We start from the raw sequence: 15,649 nt of genomic DNA, 5'->3' as shown, positions 1-15,649 counted from the left end.
ACGAGTATCGCCGTGCCCGCTGCACTCTTCTATTTCGAGATGCGTTTCATTTCCGTAAACTTCCTCGAATCCCGCGCCAACAAGCAAAAACGGCCACCGTAAACCCACGGTAGCCGCAATCAGAAGCACCTCCACCTCCCCCCAATCAACCCTCACTCATCCACCTTAAAAGCCGAAACCAACTTCGTCAATTCCGCCGCCTGCTGCTTCAAGCTCTCCGCCGCAGCCGCGCTTTCCTCGACCAAAGCCGCATTCTGCTGCGTCATCTGATCGAGCGACTGCACCGCATCGCCAATCTGATCGATCCCGGCACTCTGCTCCAGACTAGCCTCCGCAATCTCGCTCATCATCGCGCTAACGCCCTGAACCTGCGACACCACATCACTCATCACCTTCCCCGCCTCACTCACCAGCCGCGACCCGGCACCCACCGTCCCCGCGCTGTGCTCGATCAGCGATTTAATCTCCTTCGCCGCCTGCGCACTACGCTGCGCCAGATTCCGCACCTCCGAAGCAACAACAGCAAACCCGCGCCCCTGCTCCCCCGCCCTTGCCGCCTCCACCGCAGCATTCAACGCCAGGATATTCGTCTGAAACGAGATACTGTCGATCATCACGATGATCTCGGAGATCCGTTGCGAAGCGTCACTGATCTGCTCCATCGTCGTCACGACCTCGCCCACCACCTGCCCGCCCCGCGCCGCCGTATCCGCCGCACCATTGATCAATTTCGCCGCGGTCGTCGCCGTCTCGGTGTTGTTGCGCACCACAGCCGTGATCTCTTCCATCGACGAAGCCGTCCGCTCCAGGTTGCTCGACTGCCCTTCGGTGCGTTCGCTGAGATCCGCATTCCCCGAAGCAATCTGCGCCGACCCGGTCGCGATCGAAGCCGAAGCCGCACGAATCCGATGAACGAGCGTCGACAGCGACGACACGAATCGATTGAACGCATCCGACAACTGCCCGATCTCGTCCTCGCTCTCCACCGTCATCCGGCGCGTCAAATCGCCCTGACCGCTGGCGATCTCCGACAGCAGCGTAGCCGCCCGACGAATCGGCGCGGCAATCGCGCGCCCCACCAGCCAGATCACGAGCAGCGCAACCCCAAGCCCCACCACCGCCGCCACCAGCGCCGCGCTACGAATCGCACGCGTCACCGGCCCGAGCAGTTCGGCCTGCGGCACCTGGACGACCACATACGCATTCAGCTCCGGAATGAACGACGTCGCGATAAACCGCGCGCCGCCATCCCCCTCATAGCTCAGGTACGCATACGGCTTGCCCGCAAGCAGCGTCGACGACGCCTCGCCCGGCAGCCCCGGTTCATCCTTCAGAAAATGCTTGCCATCGATCAGCGACGTATCGCGATGCATCATGATCGCGCCGTCGGGGCGCACGAGATACGCAAACCCGGTGTCGCCGATCCGGTAAGCCGAGATGCCCTTCGCGAGCGCATCGACAGACAGGCTCATGCTCGCCGCGCCGATCGGCACGCCGTCGAGTTCCACGCGGCTGTTGATGAACATCATGTAGCCGCCGACGGTCACCTCGCGATCCATGTTCACGTCGTACGCCTTGCCCGACGACAGGAAGCTGGTCAGCCACTGATCCTTGTCGGTCACCTTCCGCTGCAAGCCCGCTTCGTTGTAGTAGTTGCCGCTCTTCACCGACACCCACTGCACGGACGCGGCCTTCTGCTCGTCCTTCACGTTCTTCGCGAGCTGAATCCAGTTGCGTGTGCCGGCGTCGGGTTCGCCGTCGGCTTCCCATTGCAGCAGGAACGCATCGCGCGCCAGAATCCTCGACGCGGCGATCGGGCCGGCCATCTGGCGCTGCACGTCGGCGCGAATACCGTTCACGGCGGTCGGCAGTTCTTCGCGGACGACGCGATCGCGCACCGCGTTGCCGATCAGACGAACGCTGAGCCCGCTCGAAATCGCGACGAACACGAGCAGGCAACTCGTCATGCTGAGAATCAGCTTGTTCTGAATGGAAAGCTTGCGCCAGAAATGCATGGGGAACCCTCGATAACCGCTCGGTCTGAGCCAGATTGGGTTATCGGCAGGCGGGCGCAGAATCGCATCGCTGATTTCAGATAGCGATCATTCGAGATTCGTTATGTTGTTAAAGAGCGGGCATATGCGGCCACCTATATGCACGAGAAGCAACGCAAATACGAGGCGCTGATCAGTAAGCAACGAAGATCGTGACGCGCCGGTTCCTCGCCCTTGAACCAGCATCGTCCCCCGCAACAAGCGGCTGCGTATCCGCCCGCCCGATCGCCGCCAGCCGATGCGGCGCGACACCGCGCTCGGTCAGGTAGCGCACCACACTCCCCGCGCGCGCCGACGAAAGCTCCCAGTTCGATTCGTATTTCGCGTTCGCGATCGGCACGCTGTCCGTGTGGCCTTCGACGAGGATGTCGCCGGTCGCATGCTCGCTCAATGCCTGCGCAATCTGGTTCAGCACCGGCGACGAATCGGGCAGCAAACGCGCATCGCCGACGTTGAACAGGATCTTCGCGTCGATGCCGATCTCGACGCCGTGCGGCGCCTTCACCAACGAAATGCGTCCATTCGACTTCAACGAATCGAGCAACGCGAGCCATGGCGGCGCTGGCTCGGACTTGGCAGCATCGACGGAAGCAGTCGCAGCATCCCCAGCCTGCCGCGCCAGCGTCTGATATCGCGCATCGAGCGCGTTGTATTTCGCGAGCTGCAGCACATACAGCGCGAGAAACAGCACCATCAACGTCGTGATCAGATCCGCGTACGAAATCAGCCAGCGCCCGGAGTGCGCGCCTTCGAGTTCGTGATCGTCGCGATCGGCAGCGGATGCGCCATCAGTTCGAGCAGTCATGCTGTCGGGAATCCGGGTTCGTCAAACGGTACAGATACAGGCCCAGGCGTAAGCACAAAGCACACGAACATCACGCCAGCGTTTCCACCGCCCGCCCGCGCACGTCGCCGGTCAACCGCGTCTCGATCGTATGCGGCGATTCCTTGCGCGAGATCGCAAGCAAACCGTCGAGATACAGCTTGCGAAACCGCATCTCGCTGTCGATCTGCGCGCGCAGCTTGCCGTACAGCGGCAGGAACACGAGGTTCGCGAACGCGAGCCCGTACAGCGTCGCGACGAACGCCATCGCGATGCCCGGCCCGAGTTGCGCCGGCTCCAGAATATGGCTCGTCACCTGCACGAGCCCGAGCACCGAGCCGAGAATGCCGAAGGTCGGCGCATAGCCGCCGGCCTGCTGCCACACGCGCACGGCGGCGAGTCGGCTGCGCTCGTACGCATCGAGTTCGCGCTGCAACGCATCTTCGAGCACCGCGGTCGACACGCCGTTCGCCAGCAGTTCGAGCCCGCGTCGCGCGAACGGATGAATGCCGCTCACGTCCATCGACTCAAACGCGAGCAGCCCGTCGAGCTTCGCGCGGTCGCCCCATTCGAGCAGGTCGGACAGGTTCTTGCGATCGACTTCGCGTGCCCGCACGAACGCGAGCCGCAACTGCTTCACCGCGTCGAAGAAGCGCGCCCACGTGTTCTGGATCATCACCGCGCCGAGCGTGCCGCCGAGCACGATCACGAGCGCCTCGAACTGAAACAGCATCGAGAAATGCCCGCCTTCCAGCGCGAACCCAAACACGATCGCCGCGCCGCCCAGCACCACACCGACCAGGGTCAACAGATCCATATGCGCCTCCGTATCACGCGTCAGACGACAATGTCGACGCGACGGACATCGCACCCGCCGCAGGCGCCTTCGCCGCGCGTACGGCCTCCAGCACGCGCTGCTCGATGTCCTCGATCTCGACCGGATCGAGCTTGAGTTCGCGGCGCATCACCCACGACACCTCGTTGCGCCGCGCCTCGGTCATCACGGAAAACAGTTTGTCGGCCACCGCGCGATCGTCGAGATTCGCGATCAGTTTCGCGAGGTCGTACGTATCGAACGCGCTGATCACGTCGAACAGCGTGCGCTGGTCGATCCACACGAGATCCTCGAGCGCGCGCACGTCGCCGCCGCGGCGCCCGTTGCGGCGGGAGAAGTACGCAACGCCTTTCTGTTCGACGTAGTTGAGCACCTTCGATTTGCGAAACGCGAACACTTCTTCCGCGATCTCGCCATTCGACAGCTTGTTGAGCAGCAGCGTCTTGTCGACGCCGATCAGCGATTCGAGATCGGCCAGTTCGATGAGTTCGAGTTCGCTGTTGATCGACACGTCGAGATCGTGATCGGCGACCTGCTGCGCGCGGTCGATCACGCGTGCGGCGTCGAAGGTGACGACCTGGCGCGCATCCGACGACGTCGCGTGATCAGTCGCGCCACCAGCGTCGCCCTGCGCCGCTTCGATCGTGACGAGGTTGAGCTTCTCCATGCGTCGCAGCATCGCGAGCACATGCGGCCGCGAGTGGCCGGCAATCGCGCGGCATTTGCGGATCACTTCGGCGAGCGGCACGGAGGTTTCGGCCGCATGCGCCTGCATCGGCCGGCGCGCCCATGTGTCGCCCGATTCGCGCGCATCGGCGCCGGCCATCAGTGACAACACGTGCGCATACGACAGCACGCCCGGCATGAAGTCGGCATGCGTATAGGTCGCGAGTTGGTCATCCTTGCGTTTCACGCGGCGGATCATCGTTCGCACGATATGACGCAGCAGTGCGGACACGCGCTCGATTTCTTCATCGAGGATGCCGGCCGGCACGACCGTGAGCTGACAGAACGACAGCGCCTTCGCGGTATGCGCTCGCGGTTCGGCGGCGAGCAGCGCCGATTCGCCGAAGAACTCGCCGCGGCCGAGCGTCGCGACGATCACGCGCTTGTCGTCGCAGCGCGTGGACAGCTCGACCTTGCCGTCGGTAATGAGGAAGATGACGGGCTCGCCCGCGAAGCCCTCCGAGTAAATGATTTCCCCGGGCGCGGCGGTACGCGTCCACGATTGCTGACGATTCACGAGTCGATCCCCCTGCTGCGCTGGTTATTGCGGACTGCGCGTCGCACGTCTGAAGCATGCGATCGCGAGTCATCCCCGTGACTTGTTTACGTCATCGGGCGCAACGCCCTTTAGGACATTCGTGCTCGTTTTGAACCGAAATCAAGGTGAAACGTTTGCGAGTTGCGCACGTCCATCGATCGTTCGTTTCGTCGCTTGCGCCTGTAGTGAAATTGAAAGCGCGCCGCGATCGCGCGCGTCAGAACTCCATGTCGAGTTCGTCGATGTCTTCGTGCTCGGCCTTCGCCGCGTCGATCCACTCGCCAACGAACGGATGCGCAAGCACGCGCATGCAGTACTCGGCGACATCCGGTTCGAGCTTCACGTCGTAGGTCAAAAAGCGCGTGACGACCGGCGCGTACATCGCATCGGCGATGCCGATCTCCGCGCCGAACAGCCAGGGGCCGCCGTACTCGGCCAGACACTCGCGCCAGATCGTCACGATCCGCTCGATGTCGTGCTGCGCGCGCGACCAGATCCGGAAGCCGGGGAAATGCCCGCGCAGGTTCATCGGCAGCGCGGATCGCAATGCGCTGAAGCCGGAATGCATCTCGCCGCAGATCGACCGGCAATGCGCGCGTGCGTGGCGCTCGTCGGGCAGCAGCCGCGCCTGCGGGCGGATCTCGTTCAGGTATTCGGCAATCGCGAGCGTGTCCCACACCGCGTTGCCGTCGTGCGTCAGGCACGGCACGAGAATCGATGGCGACAGCAGCAGCAGCTCGGCGCGCGACGTGGCATCGATCGGCACGCTGATCGTCTCGAACGCGAGGCCGCTCAGCTTCGCGAGCAACCAGCCGCGCATCGACCACGACGAGTAATTGCGACTGCTGATGGTCAGCGTCGTTCGTGCGTTGGATTCCATATCACTCCCCTGCAGAATGTCGTTCGTGCCCCTGCACCGTAAACGGACGCGCCGTCGGACCGCGCACCACGCCTGTGCGGTCCGTACGCCGAACTGGCGCAACGTCGCACGGCATCGCCGCACGTGTCGCGCGCCCGACCAGCAAGGCAACGCATCGCCTTCGCCCTGCTCACTACGTACCGCGCGCATCGCCACGCTCCCGAACCGCTGCAACGCGCGTGCCAGCCGCATGCTGGCATACGGCTTGCCTCGTTCATTGCAATGCGGCGTCACGAGCGAAGGTCATGAATCTGCTTGCCTATCCGTTTTATCAATGGTCTGCGGAATGTCTGCGTCCGGCGCGTGCATGGGCGGCCGCGACGCGCGCAACGATGTCGCTGTGGCCACCGGCGACATCGACGCCGACAGGCCGCATGGTCGATGCGCTGTGCGAACTGCTCGAATGCTGCGCGTTCTCGCACCGGCGGCCGCCGTTCGGGATCGCGTCGGTCGTCGTCGACGGCGAAGCGGTGCCGATCGTCGAGGAAGCGGCCACGGCCACGCCGTTCGCGACGCTACTGCATTTCCGCAAGGCGCGGCCGGTCCCGCGCCAGCCGCGCGTGCTGATCGTCGCGCCGATGTCCGGGCACTTCGCGACGCTGCTGCGCGGCACGGTGCGCACGATGCTGGCTGATCACGACGTGTACATCACCGACTGGCACAACCCGCGCGACATCCCGCTGACGGCCGGACGTTTCGGTTTCGACGAATACGTCACGCACGTGATCGACTTCATTCGCCACATCGGCCCGGACGCGCACGTGCTCGCGATCTGCCAGCCGACCGTCGCGTCGCTCGCGGCAGTCTCGCTGATGGCGGCCGGCGGCGATCCCGCTCAGCCGGCGAGCCTCACGCTGATGGCCGGCCCGATCGACTGCCGCGTGAATCCGACGAAGGTCAACGAACTCGCAACGAGCCAGCCGATCGAGTGGTTCGCGCACAACCTGATCAGCGTGGTGCCGACGGGCTTCGTCGGCGCGCAGCGGTGCGTGTATCCGGGCTTCGTGCAGGTGGGCGCGTTCATGTCGATGAACCCGGACCGGCATGCGGCGTCGTTCGCCGATTTGTACTACGAACGCGCGAAAGGCGACCCCGCGAAAGCCGATACGTTGCGGCATTTCTACGACGAATATTTCGCAACGGCCGATCTCACCGCGGAGTTCTATCTGGAAACGGTCGAGAAGGTGTTCCAGCAGTACGCGCTCGCGCGCGGCGAGCTGACGGTGGGCGACAGGCTCGTCGAACCGGCGGCGATTCATCGCACCGCGCTGTTGACGGTCGAAGGCGAGAAGGACGATATCTGCGCGGTGGGCCAGACTGTGGCCGCGCAGGAACTGTGTTCGGGATTACCGTCGTACCTGAAGACGCACCATGTCCAGACGGGCGTGGGGCACTACGGCGTGTTCAACGGCAGCCGCTGGGAAACGCAGATCTATCCGATCGTGCGGGCGACGATCCACGACAACGAGCCGTACGATCGCACCGCGGATGCGGAAGGTGACACGAGCGGCACCCATTACGTCACGCTGCGCGCGCTGCTCGATGCGCGCACGGCCGGGATCGTTGCGGCGACCGAAGCGCAATCGGATCATGCGCACTGAACGCGGGTAGCGACACAGTGAATCGCCACGCCGGAGAGGCGCGGCGACGTTTGCCGCAACATCCGGACGACGCGTGAGCGAACCACTCGCGCGCCGGGCCGGCTAGGCGGAAGCGGAAGGCAAGTCGCGGATGTCGGCGCACCAATAAAAAACCGCCTGAATGCAGGCGGTTCGTCGAAAGCGCACACCCAACTGGCACGCTACGCACCGACCTCGCCCCACGGCGTCGGCTCCGGCACTGCACACGGGCCGTCGACGTCGATCGATTTGAAGTCGGCTGGCCCGACGATCTCCAGATACTCCATGTCCGGCGAGTAGTCGAACAGGTAGTGGACGATCCCCGGCGCCTGGTGCACGCAGTCACCGGCCGCCACCAGCGTTTCCTGTTCGCCGTACATGAAGCGCGCCCAGCCCTTCAGCATGATCACGATATGGAATTCGGCCTCGTGACGGTGCCAGCCGGTGCCCGCCGCCGGTGCATGATTGGCCCTGACGAGTTGCGCGACGACCTTGCCGTTCGTCGCGGCGGCGATACCGAGATCGCGGTACAGGAAGAAGTCGCGCAGGCCCTCGCCTTGATAGGCGGTGTCCTGCGGCTTCACGTGGGAAAAAGCGGTGGTGGTCGGCGTGCTCATCGCGATGCTCCTTCATCGAAAGGATCACGCGAGACAAGCATTAAGCGTTCCAGTTTGCGACGGCGCGAAACCGTGCGCTTACTTACTTCAACCGCCCCGACAGAAACTGCCCGAGCCGCTCGCTCTTCGGATTCACGAGAATCTGCTGCGGATCGCCCTCTTCCTCGATCTTCCCCTGATGGAGGAAGATCACGTGGTTCGACACGTTGCGCGCGAAGCCCATCTCGTGCGTGACGACGACCATCGTCCGGCCTTCTTCGGCGAGCTTCTGCATCACCTTCAGCACTTCGCCCACCAGTTCCGGGTCGAGCGCCGACGTCGGCTCGTCGAACAGCATCACTTCCGGCTCCATCGCCAGCGCGCGCGCGATCGCGACGCGCTGCTGCTGGCCGCCCGACAGGTGTGACGGATACATGCCCTCGACGCGCGGCGCGAGCCCGACCTTCTCCAGATACTGGCGCGCCCGCGCGATCGCCTCGTCCTTGCCGACGCCGAGCACGGCCATCGGCGCCTCGATCACGTTCTCGAGCACCGTCATGTGCGCCCACAGGTTGAAGTGCTGGAACACCATCGACAGCTTCGTGCGCATGCGCTGCAGCTGCTTCTGGTCGGCCACGCGCAGCGAGCCGTTGCGATCGCGCAGGATCTGGATCGGCTCGCTGCCGATCGTGATCTGCCCCGAGCACGGCTGTTCGAGGAAGTTGATGCAGCGCAGGAACGTGCTCTTGCCGGAGCCGCTCGAGCCGATGATGCTGATCACGTCGCCGGCCTTCGCCTTCATCGACACGCCCTTCAACACCTCGTTGTCGCCGAATTTCTTGTGCAGGTTGTCAACGGTAAGCTTGTACATGCGGGGTCCTTCGTTGCGGATCTTGCGAATGCGTTAATGGCCGCGCGGCGCGAGGTATGCGAGCCAGCGCGTCTCCAGCTTGCGGAACGCCCAGATGAGCGCGAACACGACGACCGCGTACAACACGGCCGCGATGCCGTAGGCCTGGAACGACATGTACGTCGCCGAATTGACGTCGCGCGTGACCTTCAGGATGTCGGGCACGGTCGCGGTGAACGCGAGCGTCGTCGCGTGCAGCATCAGGATCACTTCGTTGCTGTAGCTCGGCAGCGAGCGGCGCAGCGCGGACGGCAGGATGATGCGCGTATAGAGCTTGAAGCGCGACATTCCGTACGCCATCCCGGCCTCGATCTCGCCGGCCGACGTCGCCTTGATCGCGCCCGCGAAGATCTCGGTCGCATACGCGCATTCGTTCAGCACGAACGCGAGCAGCGTGCAGTTCATCGCGTTGCGGAAGAATGTGTCGAGCAGCACGTGGTCATGCACGACCTGCAGGCTGTAGATGCCCGTGTAGCACATCAGCAGTTGCACGTAGAGCGGCGTGCCGCGGAACACGTACGTATAGAGCCACACGGGGCCGGAGATCCAGCGGTTCGACGACGCACGCGCGATCGCGAGCGGCACGGCGAGCGCGAAACCGAGCGCGATCGACACGACCAGCAGCCACAGCGTGATCGCGAGGCCGCTGAAGCGGTAGCCGTCGGAATAGAGATAGCTTTGCCAGTACTGGCCGACGAGTTCGATCACAGTGCAAGCCTCCGGACACCGACGGAATAACGCTTCTCGAGGTGGTGCAGCGCGACGTTGGACACCGTCGTGATCGCGAGGTAGATCGCGCCTGCCGCGAGCGTGAAAAAGAAGAAATCGAGCGTGCTCTTGCCCGCGTCCTGCGACGCCTTCACGACGTCGGCGAGGCCGATGATCGACACGAGCGCGGTGGCTTTCACGAGCACCTGCCAGTTGTTGCCGATGCCCGGCAGCGCGAAGCGCATCATCTGCGGGAACAGGATGCGGTAAAACACGCGCCAGCCGCTCATCCCGTACGCGAAGCCCGCTTCGAGCTGGCCGCGCGGCACCGCGAGGAACGCACCGCGGAACGTCTCGGTGAAGTACGCGCCGTAGATGAAGCCGAGCGTCACGACGCCGGCCACGAACGGGTCGATGTCGATCTGGTCCCAGCCGAGCACGTCGGTCACGTCGTTCAGCAGGATCTGGATCCCGTAGAACAGCAGCAGCATCAGCACGAGGTCGGGCACCGCGCGGATCAGCGTCGTGTAGAACGTGCCGACCGACTTGAGCGCGCGGTTGGCCGACAGTTTCGCGGCCGCGCCGGCGAGGCCCAGTATCAGCGACGCGGCGAGCGACAGCACCGCGAGCTTCACGGTCTCGACCGTGCCGGCCCACAGCAGCGGGCCAAATCCTTGGAAGATCATATTAGGGATCCAGAACGATGTGGCTGGATTGTCAATAGCCATTAAGCGCGTATCAAACGAGTTCTGCGCACGACGTGATGCGGCCTGCTCATCAAGCCGGACGCGTCACGCGAAGGGCGTGGCGAGGGCAATACCGAGCGCGAGTTTCTTCATGGCGTTCCTATCAGAGGCGAACTGGTGCGGGTTCCGGTCAAGCTGAGCGCCGTGAACCCTTCCAACCGGGGAAATCGCGCGTTCCGGCGACGCCCCAAGTTGTACAGACAACTTTGCCGTTTCAGGGCGGGGCCAGCAATCCGTGTTTATCTCTAATTGTCGGCTGATTAGGAGCACTAGGCCGTATTTTCCTTAATTTTCAATTGATTATGGATTACACGAAGCGGAATGATGGCGCTCTCGCGGCGTACGGGCGGGCCGCGGCAGCTGTCTAGACTTTCGTCGGCTGAACCGCTCATCCAACGATAACTCGGCCAGCGCGCGCTCATCATGCCTTGGGCCGTTGGCCGGCGCGGCACGGCGCGTTTACGCATCCTTTGCACGCGCGCGGCGAGTCTATACACCGTCTCGCCACGGCGATTTCTAGAATGGGGGCCATGTCCATCACGAGATCTCCGCGATGCGGAGCCCGCTGTGACCGGGGATGAGCCCATGAAACCGACCACAACCGATTCCGCTGCTTCACGCCCTCTGCCGCCCGATCGTTCGCGGCGTCGCTCTCCCACGGACGCACTCGTGCTGCTGTCAGTTCGCGTCGAATCGGACAACCTCGCGATCGTGCGGCGCCAGTTGCATCAGGCCGTCGGCGCCGCGCTCAACTCCTACACGGCCACGATCGACAGCCGCACCGGGCGCGCGTGCATCGAACTCGAAGTCGCGCGGTCGCAGGCGTCGCCCGCGATCCTGTCGATCCTGCGCGCGCTGCCGGCCGCCGAGTTCGGCACGATCCGCCTGCTGCACTAGCCGGCGTTCGCCGCCGCCGCGCGTGAACACGCGTCACGCGCTCCCCTTTCATCGATTCGCACACGCGTGTCCGCACGGGCACGCGTGACGGATCGCCGTTCCCGTCGCAACGGGCCTTTCCAGGAACTACATGCAATGAAAAAAGCAGTCGTCGGTACCCTGTCGTTCGCATTCATCGGCGCCGCCGCGCATGCGCAAAGCAGCGTCACGCTCTACGGGATGCTGGATGCCGGTATCGCCTATACGAACAACCAGTCGGGCAAAAGCGCGTGGCAGCAAGGCAGCGGGCTGCTGTCGAACACGGTCTTCGGGCTGAGCGGCAACGAGGATCTCGGCGGCGGCCTGCATGCGCTGTTTCGACTCGAAAGCGGCTTCAACCTGAATAACGGCACGCAGTCCTATCGAAATACGATATTCGGCCGCCGTGCGTACGTCGGCCTGCAGAGCGACCGGTACGGCACGCTGACGCTCGGTCGCCAGTACGACGCCGTGGTCGACTATCTCGGCCCGCTCGCGATGGCGAACAACGGCGACGGCAACAACCTCGCATCGCATCCGTTCGACAACGACAACCTCGACGATTCGTTCTACATCGACAACGCGGTGAAATACACGAGCCCGACGCTCGCCGGCTGGCAGTTCGGCGGCCTGTACGGGTTCGGCAACGCGGCCGGCGGCTTCGCGAACAACCGCGCGTACAGCGCGGGCGTGGCGTATGCGAACGGGCCCGTTAACCTCGGCGCCGCGTACCTGCAACTCAACCGCGGCGGCCTGACGGCCGGCGGCGCACTGTCGACGAACGACGCGCCGAACTTCCCGGCCGTCCGGCAGCGCGTGATGGGCGCCGGCGGCAGCTACGCGTTCGACCGGCTGACGATCGGCGCGTTGTGGACGCATACGATGTTCGACGAGACGGCCGCGTCATCGCTGCCCGGCGCGCTGAATGCGCTGCGCTTCGACAACTACGAACTCAACGCGCGCTATGCGCTGACGCCGGCCGTCTCGTTCGCGGGCGCCTATACGTTCACCGACGGCCGCTACGACGACGCCACCGGCAGCCACCAGCCGAAGTGGCACCAGGTGACGCTGATGGCCGACTACGCGCTGAGCAAGCGCACCGACGTGTATGCGGAAACCGTGTACCAGCACCAGTTCGGCGTGCCGTCGGACGCGACGCTCGGGTTCGCGAACGTCACGGGGGTCGCGGCTTCGTCGACCCGCACGCAGGTAGTCGCAACGATCGGCATCCGGCATCGGTTCTGACCGCGCGCGGGCCGTCGACTGGTCGGCCGCTCTGTGCAATCCCGCATGGACGCGCGCCGGCCGAACAGGGATCATTCGGGGAATCCGGGCCGGCGCGCTCGCGAAACCGGTACACTCGGCGCCGGGCGCGCGCCGGACCGGCATTCGGCGGCGGCCCGCCGCCGACTCTGAATCGTGATCCCATGACCACACCGATCTATCAGGAAATCAAGGACTTCATCCTCGCGCGCATTCATGCCGGCGAATGGGCGGAAGGCGACCAGGTGCCGTCGGAGAACGAGCTCGCGCGCGAATTCAACGTCGCTCGGATGACCGTCAACCGCGCGCTGCGCGAGCTGACCGCCGAACAGGTGCTCACGCGCACGCGCGGCTCCGGCACGTACGTCGCGTCGCCGAAATACGAATCGACGCTCGTCGCGATCCGCAGCATTTCCGACGAAGTCGCCGCGCGCGGCCACGGCTATCGCGCGCAGGTGCTGCTGGTCGGCGCGGCCGTCGCCGATGCGAAGCTCGCCGACGAACTGCAACTCGACACCGGCAGCCCGATCTTCCATTCGCGCGTGCTGCACTTCGAGAACGACACGCCCGTGCAACTCGAGGAACGCTGGGTCAATCCGGCCTGCGCACCCGAATACGCGTTGCAGGACTTCACGGCGACGACGCCGAACCAGTACCTGACGCGCGTCGCGCCGCTGCAGCGCGTCGAATACCGGATCGAGGCCGCGATGCCCGATGCCGACACGCGCCGCCACCTGACGATGGACGATCGCGAGCCGTGCCTGCTGCTGCATCGGCGCACGTGGTCGCAGGGGCTGGTCGCGTCGGTCGCCAATCTGTGGCACCCGGGCAGCCGCTATCGGTTCACCGGGCATTTCTGATGCCGACGCGCGGGCTTACCGCGCGCGCGGTTGCGCCCATCGTTCGATCGCACTGACCGCCCGCTTCAAGCCGTCTTCTTGCGCGACGAGCGTACCGAGTTCCGTCGCACGCGCCTTCGTCTCATCCCGTTCGGCAAACACGATGGCCCGCGCCAGCGCCGCAGCCTCCATGCGCCGGCCCGGCACCGGCGCATCCGCGACGCCGAGCCGTTGCAGCCGATTCGCCCAGAAGAACTGATCGCCCGCGAACGGCACGACCACCGACGGAATACCGGCCCGTGCGGCCGAATGCGTGGTGCCCGAGCCGCCGTGATGGATCGCCATCGCGACGCGCGGGAACAGCCAGTCGTGCGGCGTGTCGCCGATCACGCGAACGTGCGCCGGCAGCAGCGACGCATCGATGCCGCTCCAGCCCGGATAAAGCAGCGCGCGCCGGCCGGCCAGCGCATGCGTCAGCGCCGCGGCCAGCGCCGCGCGATCGAAGCCGGCCATGCTGCCGAAACCGACGTACACGGGCGGCTCGCCCGCGTCGAGAAACGCCGCGAGTTCGGGCGGCGGCGCCCACGCACGCGCATCGATTCGCCACTGGCCACAGGCTTGCACGTTCGCCGGCCAGTCGGCCGGACCGGACAGCAGCGCGGGCGACACGCCATACAGCATCGGATGATCGGTCCACACGCGCTTGCGCGGCGGCAATCCGCCTACGCTGGCGCGCGCGGCGTTGGTCGACTTCCTGAACGCCTGCCACAGCAGCGCATTCACGAACCGATGGGTCGCGCGATTCAGCCCGCGCGGCAACTTGCCCGGCGGCAGGAACGGCGACGCGAATTCGGCGGTCGGCGTGATCGGGATCATGCCCGTGCCGATCGCCGGGATGCGGCGATATTCGGCGACCGACAACCCGACGAACGACGCGAGCCCCGACACGAGCAGCGCGTCGCAGCCGGCCGATGCGTCCGCCACTTCGCGCATCCACGCGGCCGTGTTCGCATTCGCGATCGCCGCGAGCGCCTTGGACGTATCGGCGAAGCCGCCGCGCCCGCGCACCGCACCGGCCAACGCGCCTTCCGGCGCGATCGCGCGACGGATGTCGCCGGACAGCGGCGCCGACGGCACGCCGAGCGCGGCGGCCGACCCGAGCGTCGCCGCGTCGGCGAGCAACCGGACGTCATGGCCGGCATCCATCAATGCGCGACCGAGCGCCGCGAGCGGGCGCGTGTCGCCTTCGGTGCCGTAGGTGGCGATGACGAGTTTCATGCGGGGCTCCCCGTGCATGGCGGAAAAGGTTGGATTCACAAAATGCACGTCGTATACTAATGCAATCCGTACACTTTCAGTCAACCCCTGCCATGACGATTCCGACCGACGATCCGGGCCGCCGCGCGCGCAAACGCATCCAGATGCTCGCGCATCTCGCCGCGACCGGCGCGCGCCTGTTCGACGCGCACGGCTACGATGCCGTCACGATGGAGCAGATCGCCGCGCAGGCCGATGTCGCGAAGCGCACGCTGTACAACCACTTTCCGACGAAGGAAGCCGTGCTCGCGCACTGGCTCGAAGGCGAACTCGCGCGCGATCTCGCGCATTTGCAACACGACGTCGCGCGGCGCAAGACCTTTGCGTCACGCATCGGCTGCGTGCTCGACGCGTCGGCCGCGTGGTGCGAACAACATCCGGTGTATCTGCTCGCGTACCTGCGGCACCGCTTCCTGAGTATCGGCGCAGCCGAACCGGAGCGCGCGGGAGAGAACGGCAGCGACATCGCACTGGTGTGGCAGCAACTGATCGCAGCCGGCCAGCAGGCCGGCGAACTGAACCGCACGGTGCAGGCAGATCAGCTCGCGACCTGGTTCCATCATCTGTATCTCGCGGCGATGCTGCGCTGGCTGACCGTGCCGGGGCTGTCGCTGAAACGGGAGTTTCAGTCGGTCGCGAAGCTGTTTATCGAAGGCGCGGAAGCGAAGCGGTGACGCACGCACAAACGCCCGGAAGGACGTCGCGGCGCCATGCAACGCAGCGCAACGGCCAGCGGGAGGCCGCCAACGCGTCGCGCATCGCGCACACATTGTTACAACGAACGCACACTTCGCATGCCAAATTTCCCGCGCAGCAGTATGCTGATGCGGTACGGCTGCGC

General features: G+C 65.1%; 15 protein-coding genes. 5 read left to right on the top strand and 10 right to left on the bottom strand.

Features of this window, described 5'->3' with window-relative positions; genetic code table 11:
• Positions 1-152: 152 nt before the first annotated feature.
• The 5 genes from J8I35_RS05235 to J8I35_RS05215 form a co-directional block, all read right to left on the bottom strand.
• A complete protein-coding gene (locus tag J8I35_RS05235; RefSeq protein ID WP_209924692.1) occupies positions 153-2,015 on the bottom strand; it encodes a methyl-accepting chemotaxis protein in 1,863 nt (620 codons plus the stop codon).
• A 172-nt stretch (positions 2,016-2,187) separates the two neighbouring features.
• Positions 2,188-2,859 (bottom strand): OmpA family protein, encoded by a 672-nt coding sequence (locus J8I35_RS05230; protein ID WP_209924691.1) that lies wholly within the window; start codon positions 2,857-2,859, stop codon positions 2,188-2,190.
• A 70-nt stretch (positions 2,860-2,929) separates the two neighbouring features.
• On the bottom strand, positions 2,930-3,694 hold the full coding sequence (locus tag J8I35_RS05225) for a flagellar motor protein (RefSeq protein WP_209924690.1): 765 nt from the start codon (positions 3,692-3,694) through the stop codon (positions 2,930-2,932).
• Positions 3,695-3,707: 13 nt separating this feature from the next.
• Entirely contained in the window at positions 3,708-4,955 is a 1,248-nt protein-coding gene (locus tag J8I35_RS05220; protein WP_089489083.1) for a cyclic nucleotide-binding domain-containing protein, read from the bottom strand.
• Positions 4,956-5,193: 238 nt separating this feature from the next.
• Positions 5,194-5,856: a glutathione S-transferase family protein gene (locus J8I35_RS05215; RefSeq protein ID WP_204384103.1), complete on the bottom strand. Its 663-nt coding sequence runs from the start codon at positions 5,854-5,856 to the stop codon at positions 5,194-5,196.
• A 284-nt stretch (positions 5,857-6,140) separates the two neighbouring features.
• Between J8I35_RS05215 and phaZ the strand changes: the two genes are divergently transcribed.
• Complete coding sequence (gene phaZ, locus J8I35_RS05210; protein ID WP_209924689.1) at positions 6,141-7,496, top strand: polyhydroxyalkanoate depolymerase; 1,356 nt, start codon at positions 6,141-6,143, stop codon at positions 7,494-7,496.
• A 200-nt stretch (positions 7,497-7,696) separates the two neighbouring features.
• Here the strand turns inward: phaZ and J8I35_RS05205 are convergent, their stop codons facing one another.
• The 4 genes from J8I35_RS05205 to J8I35_RS05190 all read right to left on the bottom strand — a co-directional run bounded on the left by J8I35_RS05205 (position 7,697) and on the right by J8I35_RS05190 (position 10,414).
• Positions 7,697-8,131, bottom strand: a complete 435-nt coding sequence (locus J8I35_RS05205; protein ID WP_050018075.1) for a cupin domain-containing protein — start codon at positions 8,129-8,131, stop codon at positions 7,697-7,699.
• A gap of 82 nt (positions 8,132-8,213) precedes the next feature.
• Complete coding sequence (locus tag J8I35_RS05200) at positions 8,214-8,981, bottom strand: ATP-binding cassette domain-containing protein (protein ID WP_209924688.1); 768 nt, start codon at positions 8,979-8,981, stop codon at positions 8,214-8,216.
• A gap of 33 nt (positions 8,982-9,014) precedes the next feature.
• Positions 9,015-9,728 carry an ABC transporter permease gene (locus J8I35_RS05195; protein ID WP_124554511.1) on the bottom strand — a complete coding sequence of 238 codons (714 nt, stop codon included), beginning with the start codon at positions 9,726-9,728 and terminating at the stop codon, positions 9,015-9,017.
• On the bottom strand, positions 9,725-10,414 hold the full coding sequence (locus J8I35_RS05190; protein ID WP_209924687.1) for an ABC transporter permease: 690 nt from the start codon (positions 10,412-10,414) through the stop codon (positions 9,725-9,727). Before J8I35_RS05190 ends, J8I35_RS05195 begins: the two co-directional genes overlap by 4 nt.
• A 729-nt stretch (positions 10,415-11,143) precedes the next feature.
• On the opposite strand from J8I35_RS05190, the gene J8I35_RS05185 reads away from it, so the two are divergent.
• From J8I35_RS05185 to hutC, 3 genes are all read left to right on the top strand, one after another.
• Positions 11,144-11,371 (top strand): hypothetical protein, encoded by a 228-nt coding sequence (locus tag J8I35_RS05185; protein ID WP_185625054.1) that lies wholly within the window; start codon positions 11,144-11,146, stop codon positions 11,369-11,371.
• A gap of 135 nt (positions 11,372-11,506) precedes the next feature.
• Positions 11,507-12,634, top strand: coding sequence for a porin (locus tag J8I35_RS05180; RefSeq protein ID WP_209924686.1), 1,128 nt, complete (start codon positions 11,507-11,509; stop codon positions 12,632-12,634).
• A 182-nt stretch (positions 12,635-12,816) separates the two neighbouring features.
• Complete coding sequence (gene hutC, locus J8I35_RS05175; protein ID WP_050018069.1) at positions 12,817-13,512, top strand: histidine utilization repressor; 696 nt, start codon at positions 12,817-12,819, stop codon at positions 13,510-13,512.
• 15 nt (positions 13,513-13,527) lie between these two features.
• Here hutC and J8I35_RS05170 read toward each other — a convergent pair whose 3' ends face one another.
• Positions 13,528-14,769 carry a glycosyltransferase gene (locus tag J8I35_RS05170; RefSeq protein WP_209924685.1) on the bottom strand — a complete coding sequence of 414 codons (1,242 nt, stop codon included), beginning with the start codon at positions 14,767-14,769 and terminating at the stop codon, positions 13,528-13,530.
• A gap of 92 nt (positions 14,770-14,861) precedes the next feature.
• Between J8I35_RS05170 and J8I35_RS05165 the strand changes: the two genes are divergently transcribed.
• Positions 14,862-15,482, top strand: coding sequence for a TetR/AcrR family transcriptional regulator (locus J8I35_RS05165; RefSeq protein WP_209924684.1), 621 nt, complete (start codon positions 14,862-14,864; stop codon positions 15,480-15,482).
• Positions 15,483-15,649: the final 167 nt, after the last annotated feature.

The organism is Burkholderia sp. CpTa8-5, from assembly GCF_017815045.1.
GTDB classification, from domain to species: domain Bacteria; phylum Pseudomonadota; class Gammaproteobacteria; order Burkholderiales; family Burkholderiaceae; genus Burkholderia; species Burkholderia sola.
This window is presented reverse-complemented; position numbering and strand designations above follow the sequence as displayed.

Excerpts from the sequence above, each read along its gene's own strand:
- phaZ (WP_209924689.1), top strand. The coding sequence starts at position 6,141 with ATGAATCTGCTTGCCTATCCGTTTTATCAATGGTCTGCGGAATGTCTG.
- J8I35_RS05235 (WP_209924692.1), bottom strand. The coding sequence starts at position 2,015 with ATGCATTTCTGGCGCAAGCTTTCCATTCAGAACAAGCTGATTCTCAGC.
- J8I35_RS05205 (WP_050018075.1), bottom strand. The coding sequence starts at position 8,131 with ATGAGCACGCCGACCACCACCGCTTTTTCCCACGTGAAGCCGCAGGAC.
- J8I35_RS05180 (WP_209924686.1), top strand. The coding sequence starts at position 11,507 with ATGAAAAAAGCAGTCGTCGGTACCCTGTCGTTCGCATTCATCGGCGCC.
- hutC (WP_050018069.1), top strand. The coding sequence starts at position 12,817 with ATGACCACACCGATCTATCAGGAAATCAAGGACTTCATCCTCGCGCGC.
- J8I35_RS05200 (WP_209924688.1), bottom strand. The coding sequence starts at position 8,981 with ATGTACAAGCTTACCGTTGACAACCTGCACAAGAAATTCGGCGACAAC.
- J8I35_RS05225 (WP_209924690.1), bottom strand. The coding sequence starts at position 3,694 with ATGGATCTGTTGACCCTGGTCGGTGTGGTGCTGGGCGGCGCGGCGATC.
- J8I35_RS05165 (WP_209924684.1), top strand. The coding sequence starts at position 14,862 with ATGACGATTCCGACCGACGATCCGGGCCGCCGCGCGCGCAAACGCATC.
- J8I35_RS05230 (WP_209924691.1), bottom strand. The coding sequence starts at position 2,859 with ATGACTGCTCGAACTGATGGCGCATCCGCTGCCGATCGCGACGATCAC.
- J8I35_RS05190 (WP_209924687.1), bottom strand. The coding sequence starts at position 10,414 with ATGATCTTCCAAGGATTTGGCCCGCTGCTGTGGGCCGGCACGGTCGAG.
- J8I35_RS05215 (WP_204384103.1), bottom strand. The coding sequence starts at position 5,856 with ATGGAATCCAACGCACGAACGACGCTGACCATCAGCAGTCGCAATTAC.
- J8I35_RS05170 (WP_209924685.1), bottom strand. The coding sequence starts at position 14,769 with ATGAAACTCGTCATCGCCACCTACGGCACCGAAGGCGACACGCGCCCG.